Annotated in this window: 24 protein-coding genes; 16 read left to right on the top strand and 8 right to left on the bottom strand. The window is 75.9% G+C overall.

Going from position 1 to position 22,786, the window contains the following annotated elements:
* Nucleotides 1–33: 33 nt before the first annotated feature.
* On the top strand, nucleotides 34–1,386 hold the full coding sequence (folC, locus tag ACFO3M_RS01475; protein ID WP_387985422.1) for a bifunctional tetrahydrofolate synthase/dihydrofolate synthase: 1,353 nt from the start codon (nucleotides 34–36) through the stop codon (nucleotides 1,384–1,386).
* Nucleotides 1,383–1,775: a DUF4233 domain-containing protein gene (locus ACFO3M_RS01470; RefSeq protein ID WP_387985420.1), complete on the top strand. Its 393-nt coding sequence runs from the start codon at nucleotides 1,383–1,385 to the stop codon at nucleotides 1,773–1,775. The genes folC and ACFO3M_RS01470 overlap by 4 nt, the downstream gene beginning before the upstream one ends.
* 1 nt (nucleotide 1,776) lies before the next feature.
* On the opposite strand, the gene ACFO3M_RS01465 is transcribed toward ACFO3M_RS01470, so the two are convergent.
* Both ACFO3M_RS01465 and ACFO3M_RS01460 read right to left on the bottom strand, forming a co-directional pair.
* Nucleotides 1,777–2,310: a Clp protease N-terminal domain-containing protein gene (locus tag ACFO3M_RS01465; RefSeq protein WP_387985417.1), complete on the bottom strand. Its 534-nt coding sequence runs from the start codon at nucleotides 2,308–2,310 to the stop codon at nucleotides 1,777–1,779.
* Between the two features lies 1 nt (nucleotide 2,311).
* Entirely contained in the window at nucleotides 2,312–2,551 is a 240-nt protein-coding gene (locus tag ACFO3M_RS01460) for a helix-turn-helix domain-containing protein (protein WP_387985414.1), read from the bottom strand.
* Between the two features lie 74 nt (nucleotides 2,552–2,625).
* On the opposite strand from ACFO3M_RS01460, the gene ndk reads away from it, so the two are divergent.
* The 4 genes from ndk to ACFO3M_RS01440 are packed head-to-tail and all read left to right on the top strand — an operon-like array spanning nucleotide 2,626 to nucleotide 5,639.
* Nucleotides 2,626–3,039, top strand: coding sequence for a nucleoside-diphosphate kinase (gene ndk / locus ACFO3M_RS01455; RefSeq protein ID WP_106280974.1), 414 nt, complete (start codon nucleotides 2,626–2,628; stop codon nucleotides 3,037–3,039).
* Nucleotides 3,040–3,077: 38 nt separating this feature from the next.
* Nucleotides 3,078–4,031: an ABC transporter ATP-binding protein gene (locus tag ACFO3M_RS01450; RefSeq protein WP_387985411.1), complete on the top strand. Its 954-nt coding sequence runs from the start codon at nucleotides 3,078–3,080 to the stop codon at nucleotides 4,029–4,031.
* 1 nt (nucleotide 4,032) lies between these two features.
* Nucleotides 4,033–4,809, top strand: coding sequence for an ABC transporter permease (locus ACFO3M_RS01445; protein ID WP_387985408.1), 777 nt, complete (start codon nucleotides 4,033–4,035; stop codon nucleotides 4,807–4,809).
* Nucleotides 4,806–5,639 carry an ABC transporter permease gene (locus tag ACFO3M_RS01440; protein ID WP_387985406.1) on the top strand — a complete coding sequence of 278 codons (834 nt, stop codon included), beginning with the start codon at nucleotides 4,806–4,808 and terminating at the stop codon, nucleotides 5,637–5,639. Before ACFO3M_RS01445 ends, ACFO3M_RS01440 begins: the two co-directional genes overlap by 4 nt.
* Here ACFO3M_RS01440 and ACFO3M_RS01435 read toward each other — a convergent pair.
* A complete protein-coding gene (locus tag ACFO3M_RS01435; RefSeq protein ID WP_387985404.1) occupies nucleotides 5,636–7,882 on the bottom strand; it encodes a putative bifunctional diguanylate cyclase/phosphodiesterase in 2,247 nt (748 codons plus the stop codon). The two genes, ACFO3M_RS01440 and ACFO3M_RS01435, sit on opposite strands and share 4 nt — an antisense overlap.
* A gap of 327 nt (nucleotides 7,883–8,209) precedes the next feature.
* Here ACFO3M_RS01435 and ACFO3M_RS01430 point away from each other — a divergent pair, with 327 nt between their 5' ends.
* From ACFO3M_RS01430 to ACFO3M_RS01390, 9 genes are all read left to right on the top strand, one after another.
* On the top strand, nucleotides 8,210–10,138 hold the full coding sequence (locus ACFO3M_RS01430) for a TIGR03960 family B12-binding radical SAM protein (protein WP_387985401.1): 1,929 nt from the start codon (nucleotides 8,210–8,212) through the stop codon (nucleotides 10,136–10,138).
* Nucleotides 10,139–10,140: 2 nt separating this feature from the next.
* Nucleotides 10,141–10,908 (top strand): TIGR03936 family radical SAM-associated protein, encoded by a 768-nt coding sequence (locus ACFO3M_RS01425; protein ID WP_387985398.1) that lies wholly within the window; start codon nucleotides 10,141–10,143, stop codon nucleotides 10,906–10,908.
* Nucleotides 10,909–11,184: 276 nt separating this feature from the next.
* Nucleotides 11,185–14,553: an Rne/Rng family ribonuclease gene (locus ACFO3M_RS01420; RefSeq protein WP_387985397.1), complete on the top strand. Its 3,369-nt coding sequence runs from the start codon at nucleotides 11,185–11,187 to the stop codon at nucleotides 14,551–14,553.
* Nucleotides 14,554–14,744: 191 nt separating this feature from the next.
* Nucleotides 14,745–15,056, top strand: coding sequence for a 50S ribosomal protein L21 (rplU, locus tag ACFO3M_RS01415; protein ID WP_110007164.1), 312 nt, complete (start codon nucleotides 14,745–14,747; stop codon nucleotides 15,054–15,056).
* Between the two features lie 7 nt (nucleotides 15,057–15,063).
* Nucleotides 15,064–15,321, top strand: a complete 258-nt coding sequence (gene rpmA, locus ACFO3M_RS01410; RefSeq protein ID WP_387985394.1) for a 50S ribosomal protein L27 — start codon at nucleotides 15,064–15,066, stop codon at nucleotides 15,319–15,321.
* Between the two features lie 158 nt (nucleotides 15,322–15,479).
* Entirely contained in the window at nucleotides 15,480–16,973 is a 1,494-nt protein-coding gene (obgE, locus tag ACFO3M_RS01405; protein WP_387985391.1) for a GTPase ObgE, read from the top strand.
* Nucleotides 16,970–18,106: a glutamate 5-kinase gene (gene proB, locus ACFO3M_RS01400; protein WP_387985389.1), complete on the top strand. Its 1,137-nt coding sequence runs from the start codon at nucleotides 16,970–16,972 to the stop codon at nucleotides 18,104–18,106. The genes obgE and proB overlap by 4 nt, the downstream gene beginning before the upstream one ends.
* The gene (gene def, locus ACFO3M_RS01395) at nucleotides 18,103–18,585 is read left to right on the top strand and encodes a peptide deformylase (protein WP_387985387.1); all 483 of its coding nucleotides are present in this window, start codon (nucleotides 18,103–18,105) and stop codon (nucleotides 18,583–18,585) included. The genes proB and def overlap by 4 nt, the downstream gene beginning before the upstream one ends.
* A 70-nt stretch (nucleotides 18,586–18,655) precedes the next feature.
* On the top strand, nucleotides 18,656–19,438 hold the full coding sequence (locus tag ACFO3M_RS01390; RefSeq protein ID WP_387985385.1) for an isocitrate lyase/PEP mutase family protein: 783 nt from the start codon (nucleotides 18,656–18,658) through the stop codon (nucleotides 19,436–19,438).
* A 9-nt stretch (nucleotides 19,439–19,447) separates the two neighbouring features.
* Here ACFO3M_RS01390 and ACFO3M_RS01385 read toward each other — a convergent pair whose 3' ends face one another.
* From ACFO3M_RS01385 to ACFO3M_RS01375, 3 genes are read right to left on the bottom strand one after another with little or no spacing between them, the layout of a single operon-like run.
* Nucleotides 19,448–19,783 (bottom strand): hypothetical protein, encoded by a 336-nt coding sequence (locus ACFO3M_RS01385; protein ID WP_387985383.1) that lies wholly within the window; start codon nucleotides 19,781–19,783, stop codon nucleotides 19,448–19,450.
* Between the two features lie 33 nt (nucleotides 19,784–19,816).
* Nucleotides 19,817–20,131, bottom strand: a complete 315-nt coding sequence (locus ACFO3M_RS01380; protein ID WP_110007157.1) for a hypothetical protein — start codon at nucleotides 20,129–20,131, stop codon at nucleotides 19,817–19,819.
* The gene (locus tag ACFO3M_RS01375; RefSeq protein WP_387985380.1) at nucleotides 20,128–20,784 is read right to left on the bottom strand and encodes a maleylpyruvate isomerase family mycothiol-dependent enzyme; all 657 of its coding nucleotides are present in this window, start codon (nucleotides 20,782–20,784) and stop codon (nucleotides 20,128–20,130) included. Before ACFO3M_RS01375 ends, ACFO3M_RS01380 begins: the two co-directional genes overlap by 4 nt.
* A gap of 72 nt (nucleotides 20,785–20,856) precedes the next feature.
* Between ACFO3M_RS01375 and ACFO3M_RS01370 the strand changes: the two genes are divergently transcribed.
* Nucleotides 20,857–21,348: a MarR family winged helix-turn-helix transcriptional regulator gene (locus tag ACFO3M_RS01370; RefSeq protein WP_387985377.1), complete on the top strand. Its 492-nt coding sequence runs from the start codon at nucleotides 20,857–20,859 to the stop codon at nucleotides 21,346–21,348.
* On the opposite strand, the gene ACFO3M_RS01365 is transcribed toward ACFO3M_RS01370, so the two are convergent.
* The gene (locus ACFO3M_RS01365) at nucleotides 21,339–21,749 is read right to left on the bottom strand and encodes a Fur family transcriptional regulator (RefSeq protein ID WP_387985374.1); all 411 of its coding nucleotides are present in this window, start codon (nucleotides 21,747–21,749) and stop codon (nucleotides 21,339–21,341) included. The two genes, ACFO3M_RS01370 and ACFO3M_RS01365, sit on opposite strands and share 10 nt — an antisense overlap.
* A complete protein-coding gene (locus ACFO3M_RS01360; RefSeq protein ID WP_387985372.1) occupies nucleotides 21,746–22,786 on the bottom strand; it encodes an iron chelate uptake ABC transporter family permease subunit in 1,041 nt (346 codons plus the stop codon). Before ACFO3M_RS01360 ends, ACFO3M_RS01365 begins: the two co-directional genes overlap by 4 nt.

Raw genomic sequence — 22,786 nt, 5'->3', positions numbered from 1 at the left:
CCTAGGAAGTGCGCGACTGGCATCCTGGGGAGGATGAGCAGCAGTCCCGAGGCCGAGCTGGCCCGCGTCGAGAAGGAGCTGCTGGCCCGCTGGCCGGAGACCCGGCTGGAGCCCTCGCTGGGCCGCATCGCCGCCCTGGTGGACCTGCTGGGCAGCCCGCACCGGGCCTACCCGGTCGTGCACGTCGCCGGCACCAACGGCAAGACGACGACGTCGCGGATGGTCGACGAGCTGCTGCGCGGCTTCGGCCTGCGCGTAGGCCGGTTCACCAGCCCGCACCTGCAGTCGGTGCGCGAGCGGATCGTGCTCGACGGCGAGCCGGTGAGCGCCGAGCGGTTCGTGGAGACGTACGACGACATCGCGCCCTACGTGCAGATGGTCGACGCCGCCGGCGAGCACCCGATGAGCTTCTTCGAGGTCGTGGTCGGCATGGCGTACGCGCTGTTCGCCGAGGCGCCGGTCGACGTCGCGGTCGTCGAGGTCGGCATGGGCGGCACGTGGGACGCCACGAACGTCGTCGACGCGCGGGTCGCCGTCGTCACGCCGGTGGCGCTGGACCACGCCGAGTACCTCGGTCCCGACGTCGCCACCATCGCCGGCGAGAAGGCCGGGATCATCAAGGCCGACGCGATCGCCGTCCTCGCCCACCAGCAGCCCGGGGCGCTGGACGCGCTGGTCCGCCGCGCGGTCGAGGTCGAGGCCGTGGTGGCGCGCGAGGGCACCGAGTTCGGCGTGCTGGACCGGCGGGTCGCCGTCGGCGGGCAGCAGCTGCGGCTGCAGGGCCTGGGCGGGGAGTACGACGACGTCTACCTCCCGCTGTTCGGCGCGCACCAGGCACAGAACGCGGCCACCGCGCTGGCCGCGGTCGAGGCGTTCCTCGGCGCCGGAGCGGCCACCGGGACCGTCGACGTCGAGACGGTGCGCGCGGCCTTCGCCGCCGTCCGCTCGCCCGGCCGCCTCGAGCGGGTGCGCACCAGCCCGACGGTGCTGGTCGACGCCGCGCACAACCCCGCCGGGATGGCCGCCACCGTTGAAGCGATCCGGGAGTCCTTCGACTTCACCCGGCTGGTCGGGGTGGTCGGCGCGGTGCGCGGCAAGGACGTCGAGGGCATGCTGCGCGAGCTGGAGACCGTCTGCGCGGAGCTGGTGGTGACGCAGAACAGCTCGCCGCGGGCGGTGCCGGCCGACGAGCTCGGCGCGCTCGCCGTCGACGTGTTCGGCGCCGACCGGGTGAGCGTCTCCCCGCGGCTGCCCGAGGCGCTCACCGAGGCGATCGAGCTGGCCGAGGCCGGTCCCGACGACGCCCTCGGCGGCTCCGGCGTGCTGGTCACCGGCAGCGTGGTCACCGCCGGCGAGGCCCGCACGGTCCTGGGCGGCCGGCCGTGACGGCGCCGGACCCGGTCCGGGCCGCGAGGGCGCTGCGCGGGGCGGCCGCCGCCGTGCTGCTGCTCGAGGGCATCGCGGTGCTGTTCGTCCCGCGGGCGATCGCGCAGACCGAGGCCGGCCTCGGCGCCACCCGGCTGACGGTCCTGCTCGTGCTCGCCGTCGTCCTCGTGCTGGCCAGCGGCGTCCAGCGGCGGCCGCGCGGCCTGGAGATCGGCACCGCGCTGCAGGTCCCGCTGCTGCTCACCGGGCTCATCGACTCGTCGATGTGGTTCGTCGGCGGCGTGTTCCTGCTGATCTGGCTGTACCTGCTGCAGATCCGCAAGGAGCTGCTCGGCGCGCCGTTCCGCGAGCCGGCCGCTCCCTCCGGGGACGACGCGCCGCCCGCCTGAGTCAGGCCGCGTCGGCCTCGCCCGCCAGGCGGCGGCGCAGGCCGGCGACGTCGGCGCCGGCGCGGGCCAGCGCCGCGGACACCGCGGGGTCGCCGACCTCGAGCACCCCGGCGAGCAGGTGCCGGCCGTCGATGACCCGGTCGCCGCGCGCGATCGCCGCGCGCAGCGCCTCCTTGAGCGCCTCCCTGCTGCCGGAGGCGAAGCGCAGGTGCCCCCTCCGGCGGCCGGGGGACCCGCGGTCCAGCGCGCCGGGGCCGAACGCCGCCTCGGCGGCCGCCCGCACCCGGTCCAGGTCGATGCCGAGCGCGGCCAGCGCCTCCGCGTCGAGCGCACCGCCTCCGGAGGAGGGCAGGCCGGCGCGGAGGTCGGTCACGTGCACGCCCGCGGCGGCCAGCAGCGGGCCGGCCGGGCCGGGCGCGGCGGCGAGGGCGACCAGCAGGTGCACCGGGTCGACGCCGTCCGACCCGGCGGAGCAGGCCTCCTCCTGCGCCAGGACCACGACCGTGCGTGCCTCGGCGGCGAACCGTTCGAACACCTCAGGACTCCCTCCACGTCGCCCCGGACGACCGGGCGTGCTTCTTGTGCACCGCCTGCCGCGTGACGCCGAGCGCGTCGGCGACCTGCTGCCAGGACCAGCCCCGCCGGCGGGCGGCGGCGACCTGCAACCCCTCGAGCCGGTCGGCCAGCTCCCGCAGGGCGCGGACCCCGCGCAGGCCGACGGCGGGGTCGTCGCTGGTGGCGGCGGTGAGCGTCTCGTCCGCGGTCCGGCTGGTCACCGTGTCAACTGTGGTTGACACCCGCGGGGATGTCAACCCCGGTTGACGGACGGCGACCCGTAGGCTGCCGTCCCGTGACTGATCGCACCCTGGTCCTCGTCAAGCCCGACGGCGTCGCCCGCGGCCTGGTCGGAGAGGTCGTCTCGCGGCTGGAGGCCAAGGGCCTGCGCCTGGTCGCCGCCGAGCTGCGCACCCTGACCCGTGAGGTCGCCGAGGAGCACTACGGCGAACACCGCGAGAAGCCCTTCTTCGGCTCGCTCGTCGAGTTCATCACCGGCGGCCCGCTGCTCGCCCTCGTCGTCGAGGGGCCGCGCGCGGTCGAGGCGTTCCGCGCGCTGGCCGGCGCCACGGACCCGGTCAAGGCCGCCCCCGGCACCATCCGCGGCGACTTCGCCCTCGAGGTGCAGTCGAACATCGTGCACGGCTCGGACTCCGCCGAGTCCGCCGCCCGCGAGATCGGCCTGTTCTTCCCGGACCTCGCGGCGTAGTCGACCCGGCCCCCGGGGCCGGGGTCAGCATGGGGGACATGGTGGAGTCGCTGGTCCGGGCCCGGGGCCTGGTGAAGCGCTTCGGCGAGCACACCGCCGTCGACGGCATCGACGTCGACATCGCGCCCGGGGAGGCCTTCGGCTTCCTCGGGCCCAACGGCGCCGGCAAGAGCACGACCATGCGCATGGTCGGGGCGGTGTCGCCGCCGACGGCGGGGGAGCTGCGGATCCTCGGCATGGACCCCGCCGTCGACGGCCCGGCGATCCGCGCCCGCCTCGGCGTCGTCCCCCAGACCGACAACCTCGACCTCGAGCTCACCGTCGAGGAGAACCTGCTGGTCTACGGCCGGTACTTCGGGCTGCCGCGGGCCGTCGTGCGGGAGCGCACGGCGGAGCTGCTGGACTTCGTGCAGCTCAGCGACCGGGCGCGGGACCGGGTCGAGCCGCTGTCGGGCGGGATGAAGCGGCGGGTCACCATCGCCCGCGCACTGGTCAACGACCCCGACGTCGTGCTGCTCGACGAGCCCACCACCGGGCTGGACCCGCAGGCCCGGCACGTGCTCTGGGAGCGGCTGTACCGGCTCAAGCAGCGCGGGGTCACCCTCGTCCTCACCACCCACTACATGGACGAGGCCGAGCAGCTGTGCGACCGGCTGGTGGTCATGGACCGCGGGCGGATCGCCGCCGAGGGCTCCCCGGCGCAGCTGATCGCCACCTGGTCCACCCGCGAGGTGTGCGAGCTGCGCTTCCCGCTGACCGAGGGCGGCGGCGGGCCGGCCGCGCACGCCGACGCGCTGGCGCCGCTGCTCTCCCGCGGCGCCGTCGAGCGGGTCGAGGTGCTGCCCGACCGGCTGCTGCTCTACACCGCCGACGGCGACGCCGCGCTGAGCGAGGTGCTCGCGCTCGGGCTGCGTCCGCTGTCGTCGCTGGTCCGGCGCAGCTCGCTGGAGGACGTCTTCCTGCGGCTGACCGGCCGGACGCTGGTCGACTGACGTGGTCCCGTCCCCGGCCGCCCGCTCCTTCCTGGCCCAGCGGCTGACCGCGCACCGGCACTTCTGGCGCAGCAGCGCGATCGGCAGCGTGCTGGAGCCGGTGCTGTTCCTCGCCGCGATGGGCCTGACGCTCGGCACCCTCGTCGACCGCGGGCCCGGCGTCCCGGGCGGGGTGGGCTACCTGGCCTTCCTCGCCCCGGGCCTGCTGGTGGCCGCGGCGATGCAGACGGCGACGGGCGAGTCGACCTACCCGGTGCTCGGGGCGCTCAAGTGGGACCGGCTCTACGAGGCGGTGCTCGCCACCCCCGCCCGCCCGGCCGACGTCCTCACCGGCCACCTGCTCTACGTCGCCTTCCGCGTCACGACGTCGGCCGCGGCGTTCCTCGTCGTCCTCGTGCTGTTCGGCGCCGCGGAGAGCCCGCTGGTGGTGCTCGCGCTGCCGGTCGCGCTGCTCACCGGCCTGGCCTTCGCCGCGCCGGTGACGGCCATGGCCGCCCGGCTGGAGGAGGACGCCGCCTTCGCCGCGCTGCAGCGGTTCCTCATCGTGCCGATGTTCCTGTTCAGCGGGACGTTCTTCCCGGTGACGCAGCTGCCGGCGGCGCTGGAGTGGTTCGCCTACGCCACCCCGCTGTGGCACGGCGTCGCGCTGGCCCGCGACCTCGCCCTCGGGACGGCGGGGGCGGGGTCCGCGCTGCTGCACGTCGGCTACCTGGCGCTGTGGGTCGCCGCCGGCACGTGGCTGGCCGCCCGGGCGCTGCAGCGGCGGCTGGTGCGGTGACCGGCGTCCCCGCGCCGGTGCGCCCGGCGTCGCTGCTGCTGCGGATCGTGCCGCTGTACCCGCTGTCCGCGCGGCGGGCCGGGCAGCTGGTGTACCGGAACCTGCTGGTGGCCCGGCGCAGCTGGCTGGTGTTCGTCTCCGGGTTCGCCGAGCCGTTCTTCTACCTGTTCTCCATCGGCGTCGGCATCGGCGGGCTGGTCGGCGACGTCGTCACCGACACCGGCACCGCGCTGACCTACCAGGAGTTCGTCGCCCCGGCGCTGCTCGCGTCGGCCGCGATGAACGGCGCCATCTACGACGCCGTCTTCAACCTGTTCTTCAAGCTGCGCTACGCCAAGCTCTACGACGCCGTCCTCGCCACGCCGGTCTCGGCCGCCGACGCCGCGGTGGGGGAGACGGTGTGGGCGCTGCTGCGCGGGGCCGTCTACTCCGCGGCGTTCCTGCTGGTCATGCTCGCGATGGGGCTGGTCGGCTCGTGGTGGGCGCTGCTCGCCCTGCCCGCGGCGGTGCTCATCGGCTTCGCCTTCGCCGCCGTCGGGCTGGCCGCGAGCACCTTCCTCCGCGGCTGGCAGGACTTCGAGTTCGTGCAGGTGGTGATCCTGCCGCTGTTCCTGTTCTCCACGACCTTCTACCCGCTGTCGACCTACCCGCGGCCGCTGCAGGTCGTCGTCGAGTGCACGCCGCTCTACCACGGCATCGAGCTCGTCCGCGGGCTGGTGACCGGCGACGTCCGGTGGGGGCTGCTGGTCTCGGTCGCCTACCTCGCGGTGCTGGGCGCGGCGGGCCTCGCGGTGGGCGCCCGCCGCCTGGGGCGGCTGCTGCTCCGTTAGGCGGCACCCGGCAGGGGGCGGCCGGCGCGGACCAGCCGCTCGACGGTGTCGGCCGGCACCGGGGAGCCGAACAGGTGGCCCTGGGCGGTGTCGCAGCCCAGCGACCGGAGTGCCGCCAGCTGGGCGGGCTGCTCGACCCCCTCGGCCACCACCTGCAGGCCCAGGCTGTTGCCCAGCGCGATGACGGCGTCGGCGACCGAGCCGGCGGCGGCGCCGGCGGCCAGCGGCGCCACCGACGAGGGGTCGATCTTCAGCCGGTCCAGCGGCAGGTCCTGCAGCCGGGACAGCGACGACGCGCCGGTCCCGAAGTCGTCGATGGCCACGTGCACGCCCAGCGCCCGCACCTCGCGGATCCCGGCCGCGGCGTCGGGGCCGGCGGCGACGGCCTCGGGGACCTCGATCTCCAGCCGCCCGGGGTCCACGCCCGCGTCCCGGGCGGCCGCGGCGATGCTGACGGCGAGGCCGCCGGTGGCCAGCCGGCGCGGGGAGACGTTGACCGCCACCCGCAGCGGGGGCAGGCCGGCGTCGTCCCACGCGCGCAGCTGGGCACAGGCCCGGCCGATCACCCAGTCGTCGATCGCGTCGATGACGCCGGTGGCCTCGGCGACCGGGATGAAGCCGGCCGGCTCCACCAGCCCGCGGGTGCGCGACTGCCAGCGGGCCAGCGCCTCCACGCCGGTGACCGCGCCGCTGCGCAGGTCCACCTGCGGCTGGTAGAGCACCCGCAGCTCGCCGGAGTCGACGGCGGCGCGCAGGTCGCGGACCAGCTCGTCCTGCGCGGCGACCTCCTCGCGCATGCCGCGCTCGAACACCCGCACCCGGTCCTTGCCGCCGGACTTGGCCACGTACATCGCGAGGTCGGCGTCGCGGAGCAGGTCGTCCATGCCGCGCCGGTCGCCGGCGTCGGTGAGCGTGACCCCGACGCTGCCGCCCACGGTGAACCGCTCGTCGCCCCAGGCCACGGGCTCGCGCAGCGCTCGCAGCAGCCGATCGGCCACGGCCAGGACGTCGCAGCGGCCCTCGACGTCCTCCATGAGCACGACGAACTCGTCGCCGCCGAGGCGGGCGACGGTGTCGGCCGGCCGCACGTGCGACTCCAGCCGCCGGGCGACGGCGGTCAGGACGGCGTCGCCCGCCTCGTGCCCGCAGTCGTCGTTGACCGCCTTGAAGTCGTCGAGGTCGAGCAGCAGGACCGCGTGCCGGCGGGCGCGGCGGTCGGCGAGGGCGTGCTCGAGCCGGTCCTGCAGGAGCGCCCGGTTCGCCAGGCCCGTGAGCGGGTCGTGCAGCGCCATCCGGGCCAGCTCGCCGGCCTGCTGCTCGAGCTGGCGGGCGGCGGCGCGGGCCTCGGCCTCCTCGCGCTTGCGGCCGGTGATGTCCCGGGTGATCCCGGCGACGCCGGTCGGGGTGCCGTCCTCGTCGCGGATGAGGGAGGAGGTGACCAGGGCGTCGAAGACCGAGCCGTCCTCCCGGCGGTGCCGCCGCTCGTGGCTGCCGGGCGGCAGCCGGGTCAGGTCCGCGGGCAGCGGGGCGCCCGCGGACAGCATCGACACGTGCCGGCCGAGGGCCTCCGCGGCGGTCCAGCCGTAGAGCCGCTCCGCGCCCGGGTTCCAGCTGGTGATCCGGCCGTCGGGGGTCGTCGTCACGACGGCGTCGTCGGTGGTCTGGACGACGGCGGCCAGCCGGGCCAGCTCGTCGCGCTGGGCGCGCAGCTCGGCGGTGCGCTCGGCGACCAGCTGCTCGACGCGCTCGCGCCGGTCGTCGAAGCGCCGCCAGGCCGCCAGGCACGCCCAGCTCTCCAGCAGCACGAACGCCGCGTGCAGGGCGGCCATCGGCAGCGCCGGGACGGAGTGCGCGAACACCGCGTGCGGCCACAGCGTGCCCAGCACCAGGTGGTGGAGGGCCACGAAGCCGACCGCGAGCAGGAACGGCGCCCGCGCGGCGTAGAGGGCGGCGAGCGGGAGCAGGGCGAAGAACAGGAAGTGCGCCTCGGTGGCGCCGTCGGACAGCCACACGCCCAGGGCGGCGGCGGTCATCAGCCCGAGGGCGGCGGCCGCGGCGCGAGTGTTGCGGCCCAGCCCCGGGGCCCAGGCCAGCGCGGTCAGCAGCGCCAGGGGTGCGGCGTGCAGCACCGAGGGGACGACGCCGCTCCCGCGGACCAGCGCGTAGACCGGGACCGCGGCGACCAGCACCAGCAGCGTCCGGAGGACGAGGAGATGGTGGGCGGCCCACTGCTCCGCCGGCATCGCCCGGCCCCGGGGCAGTAGGGACATCGCCCGGCCCCGGGGCAGCGGCGACATCGCCCGGCCCCGGGGCAGCGGCGACATCGCCCGGCCCCGGGGCAGCAGGGACGTCGCCCGGCCCCGGGGCAACGGGTGCGGGAGCCGGCCGGAGGGTCGGGTCGGGGAGACGCCGTCGGCGTCGCGCAGTGCACCGGTGCTCCCGGCCGGCGGGACCATGCTCCTCCTCGGAGGCCGTCCTGCTGGTCACCGACAGTTTAGGCGCGATCACGGTGAGCCGCCGGTCGAGAACCGGGCCGGGGACGGCGGGGGGCCGTCTACCCTGGACGGGTCATGAGCGGAGAGAGCCTGTACCCCCGTCTCGAGCCCCTGCTGGCCCAGGTGCAGAAGCCCATCCAGTACGTGGGCGGTGAGCTGAACGCGCAGGTCAAGGCCTGGGACGACGTCGCCGTGCGCTGGGCGCTGATGTACCCGGACGCCTACGAGGTGGGGCTGCCCAACCAGGGCCTCATGATCCTGTACGAGGTGCTCAACGAGCGCCCCGACGCCCTCGCCGAGCGCACCTACGCCGTCTGGCCCGACCTCGCCGCGCTCATGCGCGAGCACGGCGTCGGCCAGTTCACCGTCGACGCCCACCGCCCGGTGCGCGACTTCGACGTCCTCGGGGTCAGCTTCGCCACCGAGCTGGGCTACACGAACCTGCTCGAGGCCCTCGACCTCGCCGGGATCCCGCTGCACGCGGCCGACCGCGACGAGACGCACCCGGTCGTCGTCGCCGGCGGGCACGCGGCGTTCAACCCGGAGCCGATCGCCGACTTCGTCGACTGCGCCGTCCTCGGCGACGGCGAGCAGGTCGTCGGGGACGTCACCGACGTCGTCAAGGCGTGGAAGGAGCAGGGCCGCCCCGGCGGCCGCGAGGAGCTGCTGGCCCGGCTGTCCCGCGTCGACGGCGTGTACGTGCCGCGCTTCTACGCCGTCTCCTACGGTCCCGACGGCGCGATCGCCGCGGTGACCCGCACCCGCGACGACGTCCCGGCCCGGGTCGGCAAGCGCACCGTCATGGACCTCGACGAGTGGCCCTACCCGAAGACGCCGCTGGTGCCGCTGGCCGAGAGCGTGCACGAGCGGATGAGCGTCGAGATCTTCCGCGGCTGCACCCGCGGCTGCCGGTTCTGCCAGGCCGGGATGATCACCCGCCCGGTGCGCGAGCGGACGATCACCGGCATCGGCTCGATGGTCGACCAGGGCCTGCGCGCGACCGGCTACGAGGAGGTCGGGCTGCTGTCGCTGTCCAGCGCCGACCACTCCGAGATCGGCCAGGTCGCCAAGGAGCTCGCCGACCGCTACGAGGGCACCAACACCGGGCTGTCGCTGCCGAGCACCCGCGTCGACGCCTTCAACGTCACCCTCGCCAACGAGCTGTCCCGCAACGGGCGCCGCTCGGGGCTGACCTTCGCGCCCGAGGGCGGCAGCGAGCGGATCCGCCGGGTGATCAACAAGACCGTGTCCAAGGAGGACCTGGTCGCCACGGTCACCACCGCCTACGCCAACGGCTGGCAGCAGGTGAAGCTCTACTTCATGTGCGGGCTCCCCACGGAGACCGACGAGGACGTCCTGGAGATCGCCGAGCTGGCCGTGGAGGTCATCCGGGCGGGCCGCGAGGCCAGCGGCCGCAAGGACATCCGCTGCACCGTGTCCATCGGCGGGTTCGTGCCCAAGCCGCACACGCCGTTCCAGTGGGCCGGGCAGGCGAGCGCGGACACCATCGACCACCGCCTGAGGGTCCTGCGGCAGGCGATCAACGCCGACCGCCGGATCGGCCGCTCCATCGGCCTGCGCTACCACGACGGCAAGCCCGGCGTGATCGAGGGCCTGCTGTCCCGCGGCGACCGCCGGGTGGGCCGGGTCGTCGAGCGGGTGTGGCGCGAGGGCGGCCGGTTCGACGGCTGGAGCGAACACTTCTCCTACGAGCGCTGGACCGCCGCGGCCGCCGCGGAGCTCACCCCGCTCGGCGTGGACCTCGACTGGTTCACCACCCGCGAGCGCACCCAGGACGAGGTCCTGCCCTGGGACCACCTGGACTCCGGGCTGGACAAGGAGTGGCTCTGGGACGACTGGCAGGACGCGCTGTCGGAGGAGGAGGTCGCCGACTGCCGGTGGACCCCCTGCTACGACTGCGGCGTCTGCCCGACCAACGGCACCGAGATCCAGATCGGCCCCACCGGGCGCAGCCTGCTCCCGCTCACCGTCGTCGGCCGCTGACCGTGGCCCGCACCCCGGAGGGCCCGCCCCCGCCGCCGACCGTCCAGCGCCTGCGGCTGCGCTACGCGAAGCGCGGCCCGCTGCGCTTCGCCTCCCACCGCGACCTCGCCCGCGCGCTGGAGCGGGCGCTGCGCCGCGCGCGGGTGCCGATGGCCTACTCCGCCGGCTTCACCCCGCACCCGAAGATCAGCTACGTGGGCGCGGCGCCGACCGGGGCGGCCAGCGAGGCGGAGTACCTGGAGATCGGCCTGGCCGAGCGGCGCGACCCCGAGGAGGTCCGGGCCGCGCTGGACGCGTCGCTGCCCCCGGGCATCGACGTCCTCGAGTGCGTGGAGGCCGCCGAGGGCGGCGGCTCGCTGGCCGACCGGATCGACGCCGCGCGGTGGCGGATCGAGCTGTCCGGCGTCGAGCCCGCGACCCTCGCCGCGGCGGTCGACGCCTTCCTGGCCCGGGAGGAGGTGCTGGTCGCCAAGCGCACCAAGAACGGCCTCCGCGACGTCGATGCGCGCGGCCCCGTCGCGTCCGCGTCCGCGGGCGGGGAGGCAGGATGTGCCATACTGCACGTGGTCGTCCGGCAGGTGACGCCCGCCGTTCGACCCGACGACGTGGTGGCCGCTCTCGCCGCCGTCGCCGACCTGCGCCCGCCGTCGCCCCCCCGGGCCGTGCGTGAGGCGCAGGGCCGGCTCGACGGCAGCGGGACCGTGGCCGATCCGCTCGGTCCCGACCGTGCGGCGCGCACCCGCTGCCAGGGGGAGCACGCCGCCGTCTGACCGGGCGACCCGGGAGCCACCGCGACGTCGAGCGACACGGCTGCCAGACGTGCCGCCCAGGACCGGCACCACCCGAGACCATCGGCACCACCGCTCCACCAGCAGTCCGGCCCCGGCCGCGGCGACCGCCGCGCGGGACCGACCACAGACTTCGCGAGCCGGGCTCGCCGCCGCACCCCGTGCGGCCGCCCGGCCCGCCCAACCCGTGCTCCTGCGCGGCCGCCCGTCCCCGGTGGGGACCGGCGCCCGGGAGCACTACACAGGAGGCGAGCCCTCGTGGCCGACCAGGACAGCGACACCCCGACCACCGACACCCCGACCACCGACGCCGGCAGCGCGCCCGCCCTCCCGCCCGGCGACGCGCCGGTCGCGGAGGTGCTGAGCGGCGAGGCGGCGACCGGGGGGACCCCGGACGAGGAGCCGGCGGAGGCCGACCCGGAGTCCCACCCCGACCCGGAGCCCCCGCCCGCCCCGGAGCCCGAGGAGGAGCCGGAGGACGAGCCGGACCGGTCGCCGTTCGGCGCCCAGTTCAGCTCACCGGAGCCGACCGCGGTCATCGCCCGGCCCCGCCGCCGCGCCACCCGCCCGGCGGCCGCCCCCGAGCCCGCCGCCTGGACGCCGCCCCCGCCGGTCGCCGCCCCGGTGGTGCCGGCCTTCGTGAGCTTCGTGGCCCCCGAGGCGGAGGTGACGCCGGCGCCGCGCCGGCGCAGCCGCCGGCCGCTGCCCGAGTCGCCCGACGTCGAGGACGTCGCGGCGCCGGCGGAGGACGAGGAGGAGACCCCGGCGCCGCGCTCGCGCCGCAGTCGGTCGCGCCGCCGCGGCGGGGCCGCCGAGGAGCCGCCCGCCGACGAGCGGGCCGTCGTCGGGACCGCCGAGGACGCCGACGAGGACACCGCTGACGAGGCCGACCGCGCCGACGCCGACCGCGACGAGGCCGACCGCGACGACGCCGACCGCGACGAGGCCGACCGCGACGAGGCCGACCGCGACGAGACCGCCGGCGGCAGCCGGCGCCGCCGCGGGGGCCGCCGCGGCCGCGGCCGCCGCCGCAACGGGGACGACGCCGCGGACACCGACGCCGACGAGGACACCGCCGAGCGCGCCTCCGACGACGAGGACGACGACGACGAGGACACCGACGCGGAGGCCGGCGAGGACGCCGAGGGCGACGACGGCGAGGGCGCCGAGGGCACGTCGACCACGCGGCGCCGCCGCCGGCGCCGCCGCCGCGGCGGGGACGGCGAGGCGGCCGCGGCCGAGGACGACGACGACCGCCCCGAGCGCGCCGGCCGCAACGGCCGCAGCACCAGCGACGACGACGTCCGCGGCGTCACCGGTTCCACCCGGCTGGAGGCCAAGCGCCAGCGCCGCCGCGAGGGCCGGGACAGCGGCCGCCGTCGCGCGCCGATCCTCACCGAGGCCGAGTTCCTCGCCCGCCGCGAGGCGGTGGAGCGCCGGATGGTGATCCGCCAGCGCGGCGAGCGCACCCAGATCGCCGTCCTCGAGGACGGCGTGCTGGTCGAGCACTACGTCACCCAGGCCCAGGCGACGTCGTTCGCCGGGAACGTCTACCTCGGCCGGGTGCAGAACGTGCTGCCCAGCATGGAGGCGGCGTTCGTCGACATCGGCAAGGGCCGCAACGCCGTCCTGTACGCCGGCGAGGTCAACTGGGACGTCGCCGGGCTCAGCGGCAAGCAGCGCTCGATCGAGCAGGCGCTCAAGTCCGGCGACAAGGTGCTGGTGCAGGTCACCAAGGACCCGATCGGCCACAAGGGCGCCCGGCTGACCCAGCAGGTCAACCTGCCCGGCCGGTTCCTGGTCTACGTGCCCGGCGGGTCGATGACCGGCATCAGCCGCAAGCTGCCCGACACCGAGCGCCAGCGGCTCAAGGACATCCTGAAGAAGATCGTCCCCGACGACGCCGGCGTGATCATCCGCACCGCCGCGGAGGGCGCCTCGGAGGAGGAGCTCACCCGCGACGTCGCCCGGCTGCAGGCGCAGTGGGAGGTCATCCGGCAGAAGTCGGAGTCGTCGAACAACGCCCCGGCGCTGCTCTACGGCGAGCCCGACCTCGCCATCCGGGTCATCCGCGACGTCTTCAACGAGGACTTCAGCGAGCTCGTCGTCCAGGGCGACGACGCGTGGGACACCGTCGAGGCCTACGTCGCGCACGTCTCCCCGGAGCTCACCGGGCGGCTGACCCGGCACACCGGCGAGGGCGACGTCTTCCGCGACCTGCGCATCGACGAGCAGCTGGCCAAGGCGCTGGACCGCAAGGTCTGGCTGCCCTCGGGCGGCTCCCTGGTCATCGACCGCACCGAGGCGATGACGGTCATCGACGTCAACACCGGCAAGTTCACCGGGTCCGGCGGCAACCTCGAGCAGACCGTCACGCGCAACAACATGGAGGCGGCCGAGGAGATCGTCCGCCAGCTCCGGCTGCGCGACGTCGGCGGCATCATCGTCATCGACTTCATCGACATGGTGCTCGAGAGCAACCGCGACCTGGTGCTGCGGCGGCTGACCGAGTGTCTGGGCCGCGACCGCACCAAGCACCAGGTCGCCGAGGTGACGTCGCTGGGCCTGGTGCAGATGACCCGCAAGCGGGTGGGCCAGGGCCTGCTCGAGGTGTTCTCCGAGCCGTGCGAGCACTGCCGCGGCCGCGGCGTCATCGTGCACACCGACCCGGTCGACGACCGTCGCCGCGGCGGCAACGGCTCGGGCGGGCACGGCCCGGGCTCCGGCAACGGCGGCCGGCGCGACCAGGGGGGCCGCAAGGACGCCGAGCGCGCCGAGCGCAAGGACACCGAGCGCAAGGACACCGAGCGCAAGGACACCGAGCGCAAGGACACCGACCGCAAGGACACCGACCGCAAGGACACCGACCGCAAGGACGCCGACCGGACCGAGGCCGAGGTCACCGCGCCCGACGCCGCCGAGAACGGCGAGGGCCAGCGGTCCGGCGGCGGGCGGCGCAACCGGGGACGGCGCAACCGCGGCCAGTCCGGTGAGGAGCGCGCCGCCGAGGACGCCGCGGTGCTCGCCGCCGCCTCCGGCGAGGAGCCCGCCGACGCCGGGACGTCCGAGGAGGCCGTCGCGGAGCAGGCCGTCGCCGGTCCGGCCGCGGCCGCCGACGAGGCCCCCGAGGTCGAGGTCACGGCCGCGGTCGGCGCCGAGGTGCCGGGCGCCGAGGTGACCGAGCCGGAGGAGGCGCCGCAGCCCGGGCCGGCTCGGCCCCTGACCGCGGAGCCCGAGGTCGCGGAGCCCGAGGTCGCGGAGCCCGAGGTCGCGGAGCCGGAGGACGCGGGGGAGGCCCCGCAGGCCGACCCCGGCCTGCTGGTCACCGACGCCCCCGTCCCGGTGGACGCCGCCTCCGCGGAGCCGCAGGGCCCGGGCGAGGAGGAGGAGGAGGCGGTCCCCGCGGGCGCCGGCCCCGACGACCCAGCCCCGGCGGCGGACCCGCAGGCCCCCGGCGGCCAGGTCCCGGCCGAGGAGGTCCCGGCCGAGGAGGTCCCGGCCGAGGAGGCCCCGGCCGCCGAGGCGCAGCCGCCGGTGGCCGACGACGGCACCGGTGCCGCGGTGGGCGGGGCGCGCCCGCGCCGCCGCCGGGCCGCCAGCCGCCCGGCCGGGCCGCCGGCCAGCTAGACCCTCCGGGCAGCCGGGGCCGCGTTCGACCCGGTCCCGGCTGCTCGGGTACGCTGGTCGGGTTGCACCGCCCCGGACCGGGTCTCCCGGTCCCGCGCAGGCGGAGCGGCCCGTCCAGCACCCGGCGCCCGCGCCGGGGTGCGCGCAGGACGCAGCGCGGGGACAGACAGCAGCGATCGAGGAGTTCAGTGGTGTACGCAGTCGTGAAGGCCGGGGGCCGGCAGCACAAGGTGGCCGTGGGCGACCGGTTCACGGTCAACCGTCTCGCGGGTGAGGCGGGCGACACCGTCACCCTCCCGGCCCTGCTCCTGGTCGACGGCGAGACCGTCACCAGTGACGCGCAGGCGCTGGCCGGCGTGACCGTGACCGGCGAGATCGTCGGCCACGGCAAGGGCCCGAAGATCCGCATCCACAAGTTCAAGAACAAGACGGGCTACCACAAGCGTCAGGGCCACCGTCAGCCGCTGACCGACGTGGTCGTCCGCGACATCACGAAGGGCTGACGACGACATGGCACACAAGAAGGGCGCCTCGTCCTCCCGCAACGGCCGCGACTCGAACGCCCAGCGCCTCGGCGTCAAGCGCTTCGGCGGCCAGGTCGTCAAGGCCGGCGAGATCATCGTGCGCCAGCGCGGCACCCACTTCCACCCGGGCCTGGGCGTCGGCCGCGGCGGCGACGACACGCTGTTCGCGCTGACCCCCGGTGCGGTCACCTTCGGCACCAGCCGGGGCCGCAAGACCGTCTCGATCACCACGGTCGAGGCCTGAGGAAGGACCCCACCGCCCCCACCCCTCGCTCCGCTCGGGGCGGGGCCCTGCGGCGGGGCCGACCGTGAGGTCACCACGGACAGCACGAGGACGAGCGCACGGGCTTCGGGCCCGTGCGCTCGTCGTCGTTGAGCGAGCAGTGAGCAGGTAGAGCAGACATGGCCGCGTTCGTCGACCGCGTCGTCGTGCACGTCGCCGCGGGCAACGGCGGTCACGGCGTCGCGTCCGTGCACCGCGAGAAGTACAAGCCCCTCGGCGGACCCGACGGCGGCAACGGAGGGGACGGCGGCGACGTCGTCCTCGAGGTGGACCCCTCGGTCCACACGCTCCTCGACTTCCACCACCGCCCGCACCAGCGGGCGGGCAACGGCCGGCCCGGCGCCGGCAGCCACCGGCACGGCGCCCGCGGCGAGGACCGCGTGCTGCGCGTCCCCGAGGGCACCGTCGTCAGCGTCGGTGGCGAGGTGGTCGCCGACCTCATGGGTGCCGGCACCCGCGTCGTGCTCGCGCACGGCGGCAAGGGCGGGCTGGGCAACGCCGCGCTGGCCAACCCCCGGCGCAAGGCCCCGGGCTTCGCGCTGCTCGGGGAGCCGGGGGAGAGCTTCGACGCCGTCCTCGAGCTCAAGAGCGTCGCCGACGTCGGCCTGGTCGGGTTCCCCTCGGCGGGCAAGTCCTCGCTGATCGCGGCGATGTCCGCGGCCCGGCCCAAGATCGCCGACTACCCGTTCACCACGCTGGTGCCCAACCTCGGCGTCGTCCGCGCCGGCGACACCGTGTTCACGATGGCCGACGTGCCCGGGCTGATCCCGGGCGCGGCCACCGGCAAGGGCCTGGGCCTGCAGTTCCTCCGCCACGTCGAGCGCTGCGCGGTGCTCGTGCACGTGGTCGACACGGCGACGCTCGAGCCCGGCCGGGACCCGGAGAGCGACATCGAGGCGCTGGAGCGCGAGCTCGCCCTGTACTCCGAGGGCGCGGCCGGCGGCGACGAGCTGGACCTGGTGGGCCGGTTGCGCTTCGCCGTCCTCAACAAGATCGACGTGCCGGACGGCCGCGAGCTGGTCGACCTCGTCCGCCCGGCGCTGGAGGAGCGCGGGCTGCGGGTGTTCCCGGTCAGCGCCGCGACCGGGGAGGGGCTGCCCGAGCTCGGCTACGCGCTGGCCGCCGCCGTCGAGGAGCACCGCGCCGCGCTGCCGGCGCCCGAGCCCGCCCGCGTCACGCTCACCCCGCGCGCCGTCGACGACTCCGGGTTCACCGTCGCCTTCGACGCCGAGGACGAGGCCTACGTCGTCCGCGGCGTGAAGCCCGAGCGCTGGGTGCGGCAGACCGACTTCACCAACGACGAGGCGGTCGGCTACCTGGCCGACCGGCTCAACCGGCTCGGCGTCGAGGACGAGCTGACGGAGCTCGGCGCGCAGGAGGGCGACACCGTCGTCATCGGCGACGTGGCCTTCGACTTCGCGCCCAGCCTGCCCGCCGGCACGCCGCTGGCCGAGGAGACCGCGGGCCTGGGCGGCCGGGGCACCGACAACCGCATCGACGCGCCGCACCGCGTGCGCGCGGCCGAGCGGCTGGCGGCGAAGAAGGCCCGCCGGGTGCCCTACGAGCTCACCGAGACGTGGACCGACGACGACCTGCCCGGGGAGACCGAGTGACCGCCCGTCCGCAGGTCGCCGGCGCGCCCCGGGTCGTCGTCAAGGTCGGGTCCTCGTCGCTGACCACGCTGCCCGGCGGGCTGGACGCCGACCGGCTCGCCGCGCTGGTCGACGTCCTCGCGGCGGTGCGGGCGCAGGGCCGCGAGGTGGTGCTGGTGTCCTCCGGCGCGATCGCGGCGGGCCTGGCGCCGCTCGGCGTCGAGGGCCGGCCGCGGGACCTGGCGACGGCGCAGGCGGCGGCCAGCGTCGGCCAGCTGCGGCTGGTGCAGACCTACGCCGACGCCTTCGACCGGCACGGCGTCACCGTCGGGCAGGTGCTGCTGACCGCCGACGACCTCACCCGCCGCGGGCACTACCGCAACGCCCGGCAGACGCTGGAGCGGCTGCTCACCCTCGGCGTGATCCCGATCGTCAACGAGAACGACACGGTCGCCACCGACGAGATCCGCTTCGGCGACAACGACCGGCTCGCCGCCCTGGTGGCGCACGTGGCCGCCGCCGGCGCGCTCGTGCTGCTGTCCGACGTCGACGGCGTCTACGACGGCGACCCGCGCACCGGCCCGGCGCAGCTGCTCGACACCGTCCGCGGCCCGGGGGACCTCGCCGCGGTCACCCTCGGCACCGCCCGGCGCAACGGCGTCGGCACCGGCGGCATGGCCACCAAGGTCGAGGCGGCGCTGATCGCCTCGGGCGCGGGCGTGCCGGTCGTGGTCACCTCGACGCCGCAGGCCGCGGCCGCGCTGGCCGGCGAGCGGGTCGGCACGCTGTTCGAGCCCTCGGGCCGCCGTCCCTCGGGCCGGCAGTTCTGGCTGCGCTACGCCAGCCGGCCGCGCGGGCGGCTGGTGCTCGACGACGGCGCGGTGCGCGCGGTCCGCGAGCGGCACGCCTCGCTGCTGGCCGCCGGGGTCACCGGCGTCGACGGCGACTTCCTGGCCGACGACCCGGTCGAGCTCGTGGGGCCCGACGGCACCGTCGTCGCCCGCGGACTGGTCGCCTACGACGCCCGGGAGCTGCCGACGCTGCTCGGCCGCCGCACGACCGACCTCGACCCGGAGTACCGCCGCGAGGTGGTGCACCGCGACGAGATGGTGCTGGTCGGGCGGCCGCGGACGGCTGCGAGACTGCCCGGGTGACGATCCGCCCCATCCGCGAGCTCGGTGACCCCGTGCTCCGCACGCCCGCCGACGAGGTGCGGGCCTTCGACAAGGAACTGGCCGCCCTGGTCCGCGACCTCGAGGAGACCGTCGACCACCCCGGCCGCGCCGGGCTGGCCGCCCCGCAGATCGGGGTGAGCGCCCGGGTGTTCAGCTACAACGTCGACGGCGAGATCGGCCACCTGGTCAACCCGCGGGTCGTGGAGCTGTCGGAGGAGACCCAGGACGGCGACGAGGGCTGCCTGTCCATCCCGGGGCTCTGGGCGCCCACGGTGCGCGCGATGTCCGCCGTCGTCGAGGGCTTCGACGTGCACGGGGAGCCGCTGCGGCTGGCGGGCACCAGGCTCATGGCCCGCTGCCTGCAGCACGAGGTGGACCACCTCGACGGGAAGGTGTTCCTCGACCGGCTCGCCGGCGAGGCCCGCAAGGCCGCCCTGCGCGCGCTGCGCGACCGGTGAAGGACCTCGTCCTCCTCACCCCTCGCGAGCCCGGTGCGAGCCTCTGGACGAGGCCGTACGGTCGGGTCCCGTGACCGACCTCGCCACCCGCGCCCGGACCCTGCTCGACCTGCACACCGCCCCGGAGATCCTCGTCCTCACCAACGTGTGGGACGTCGTCTCCGCGCAGGTGGTGGCGGCCACCGACGGGGTGCGGGCCCTGGCCACCGCCAGCCACGGCATCGCCGCCACCTTCGGCTACGAGGACGGCGAGAACATCCCGCTGGACCTGCACCTGGACATGGTCGGCCGGATCACCGCCGCCGTGGACCTGCCGGTCAGCATGGACATGGAGGCCGGCTACGGCGACGCCGGCGAGACCGCCCGGCGGGCCATCGGGAAGGGCGTCGTCGGCGGCAACCTCGAGGACCAGATGAAGCCGCTGGACGAGGCCGTGGCCGCCGTCGAGGCGGTGGTGCGCGCCGGGCGCGACGCCGGCATCGACTTCGTGCTCAACGCCCGCACCGACGCCTTCGTCCGCGCTCCCCAGGGCGCCGACCGCGGCGAGCTGGTCGCCGAGGCGATCCGCCGGGGGAAGGCCTACCTGGAGGCCGGCGCGCCGGTCGTGTTCGTGCCCCGCCTGGTCGACCGCGACGAGATCGCCGCGGTGGTCGAGGGCCTGGGGCGGAACAGGCTGACGCTGATCAGCGTGCCCGGCGCGTCGCTGCCGGCCCGCGAGATGCAGGAGCTCGGCGTGGCCCGCGTCTCCACCGGCCCGTTCACCCAGCGGGTCGCGCTCACCGCGCTGCAGGACGCCGTCGTCGAGATGGTCGGCGGCGGCGTCCTGCCGCCCGGCACCCGCGCCCTCAACTGAACCGGCGGGTCACCGGCCGGCGGGGAGTGCCACCCCGCCGGCCGGGACGACCAGGCCGCGGACGTCGAACGGGGTGACCACCACGGTCGGCCACGGCCGCCCCGCGAGGACCTCCGCGACCAGCGGCCCGATGCCCTCGCGGCCGTAGCGGTCGTACTGCTCGCGGGACTCCCACACCGCCACCTCCCGCAACCCGTCGGCGGTCGCCCAGGCCAGCTGGACCAGCCGCCCGTCGACCTCCCCACCGGTGCGCTCGAGGTGCAGCCGGTGCACGGTGTCGTACAGCTCCACCACGTCGTACGGCTGCTCCGCCGGTGCGGACGCGTCCTCGATCACCGCCCACATGACCTCGTCCCCCTCTCCGACGAGAGCGCGACGTCAGACCGCGACGCCGGCCCGCGGCAGCACGAGGCCGCGGACCTCGAACTCGGTGTCCACGGAAGCGGGGGGTGCCTGCCCCCGCAGGACCTCGGCGAACACCGGTCCGACCACCTCCCGGTTCCCGCGCTCGTAGTCCTCGCGCGACTCCCACACCCCGATCACCTGGAAGCCGTCCGCGGTGGGGCGGGCCAGGTGCAGCAGCAGCCCGTCGAGGGCCGGGCCGATCTGCTCGATCCGCTCGAGCATCGCCGCGTGCACGGCGTCGTAGAGCTCCACGGGTGCGGACACGTCCGTGATCACGCCCAGGGTCATGTCGTCCTCCTCGACTCCTCCCGGCGGCCGTCCGCCGCCGGCAGCCGTTGCCGGCCCTCGCCGGAGAGCCGGTGCACCGTGGCGGTGCGCCCCGTGATCAGCAGGAGCAGGTCGCCGGTCGTGCCCTCGACCGGAGCACCCTCGCCCAGCACGAGGTCGCTGTCGGTGGCCCGCAGCTGCAGGCCGGCCAGCCGCTTCCGCACCCCGAACGGGAAGCTCATCGCCCAGGCCCGCCTCGCCGACACGGCCGCGGGGACCGGCGGGATCGGCCGCTCGCGGCCCAGCGGCAGGGCGATGTCCTGCCCGTGCACGAGGACGTCGGTGAGCGGCTCGATGGGGGAGATGAACGGCGCCCGCCGCCGGGAGCCGACCATCGCCCGGATCCGCCGGCCGTACTCGTCGTCGGGCAGCGGGCCGACGCGCAGGGCCGTGTCCCGGATGATCCGGTTGAAGCTGCCGCCCGCCCGGATCGCGGCGACCGTCAGGGGCCACGGGCCCATCTGCGCCAGCGTCAGGTGCGCGGCGACGTCGCGCACCCGCCAGGCGTCGCACAGGGACGGGGTCTCCCACTCGGCCGGCGACAGGTCGTCGAGCAGGTCGGCCAGGCTCAGGCGCTGGGCGTCGATGGTGCGCCACACGTCGTCGAGGTCCACGACGACCTCCCCGGTGTTGGTAAGATGGTCTGACCATTCAGTCAGATCATCTGACCAACGTCAAGGGGCGGCGTGAGCGTTCGCGACGAGGTCCGGCAGGACGGGGACCGCCCGGGCCGGGACGACGGGGAGCAGGGGTACCAGAACCTGGCCCTGCTGTGCTTCTACCCGCACCGGGCGATGGAGGCCCGGCTCCTCGCGACGCTGGCGGCCGAGGGCCACGACGACCTCACCCTCGCCCAGGCGCGCGTCGCCGCCCGGATCGGCCCGTCCGGCACCCGGCTGACCGACCTGGCCGCGCAGGCGCTGGTCACCAAGCAGACCGCCGGTCACCTGGTCGACCAGCTCCAGCGTGCCGGCTACGTCCGCCGCGTCCCCGACCCCACCGACGCCCGCGCCCGGCTGGTGCAGATCGCCGAGCGCGGGCGGGAGCTGGTGGCGATCGCCCGCCGGGTGGAGGCCGAGGTCGAGGCCGAGTGGACGGCCCACCTCGGCGAGGAGGCCACGGCCCAGCTCCGTGCGGCGCTCACCCGGCTGCGCGAGGTGACCGACCCCTACCGCTGAGCGGCGGTGCAGCTGCCGCAGGTGCCGAAGACCTCCAGCTGGTGCTGCACGTCGGCGAAGCCGTGCTCGGCGGCCACCCTCGCGGCCCAGCGCTCCACGGGCGGGTCGGCGACCTCCACGGTGGTCCCGCAGGAGCGGCAGACCAGGTGGTGGTGGTGCACCGGCGAGCAGCGCCGGTAGGCGGCCTCGCCGTCCTCGCCGCGCAGCACGTCGACCAGGCCGTCGTCCACCAGCGCCTGCAGGGCCCGGTAGACGGTGGCCAGGCCGACCGCGTCGCCGCGCTCGCGCAGCAGGGCGTGCAGGTCCTGGGCGGTGCGGAACCCGTCGAGCTCCTCGAGCAGGGCCATGACCGCGGTCCGCTGGCGGGTCTGGCGGCGGACCGGGACCTCGGGTGCGCTCACGGCCGCTCCGTCCCCACCGTCGGCGGGACGGCGGCGGCGGGCGGGTGGGCAGGCCCGTCGTGCTCGTCGTAGTGCACGCCCGTGCCGGTTCGGTGCGGCGCGTGCAGGTGCCCGTCGTGGTCGTAGTCGACGTGGTCGCCGTGCGGCACCGGGCGGTGCCCGCAGCCGTCGCCGTGCTCGTGCGGGTGCGCGGCGTGCACCTGCACCCGCCGCCCGTGCCGGCGCCGCGCCGTCGCCTCGCGCAGCGCCACGGCCACCGTGACCAGCAGGAACAGGGCGATGGCCAGCAGCACGATCGTGCCGCCGGAGGGGGTGCCGGTGTAGTACGACGCCGCCGTCCCCCCGACGCTGACCACCAGGCCGATCGCGCAGGCCAGGTGCAGCGTGGCGCGGAAGCTGCGCCCGACCAGCTGGGCGACCGCGCTCGGCAGGATCATCAGCGCGCTGATCAGCAGCAGGCCGACCACGCGCATCGACAGGACGACGGTCGAGGCGACCAGCGCGGCCAGCACCACGTTGAGCGGCAGCACCGGCAGGCCGACCGCCCGGGCGTACTCCTCGTCGTCGCTGACCGCGTACAGCCGCCGGCCGAGCAGCCACACGACCGCGAGGACGACGACGGTGATGACGCCGAAGACGGCGACGTCGGCGCCGGTCGTCGTGGTGATCGCGCCGAACAGGTAGGCGTCGAGGTTGGTGGCCTGCCCGCGCGGCGCCAGCGACAGCAGCACGACGCCGCCGGCGATGCCGCCGTAGAACAGCACCGCGAGGGCGACGTCGCCACTGGTCCGCCCGCGCGCGCGGACCAGCTCGATGAGCACCGCGCCCAGCACGGCGGCGACCAGCGCCGTCCCCACCGGCGCGGTGGAGGTGAGCACCCCGATGCCGACGCCGGTCAGCGCCACGTGCCCGAGGCCGTCACCGAGCAGCGACAGCCGGCGCTGCACCAGGAAGACGCCGACGGCGGGCGCGACCAGCCCGACCATCAGCGAGGCCAGCAGCGCCCGCTGCATGAACCCGTACTCGAGCAGCTCCAC

It is taken from the genome of Geodermatophilus arenarius (assembly GCF_042654585.1).
Lineage (GTDB): Bacteria > Actinomycetota > Actinomycetes > Mycobacteriales > Geodermatophilaceae > Geodermatophilus > Geodermatophilus arenarius.
This window is presented reverse-complemented; position numbering and strand designations above follow the sequence as displayed.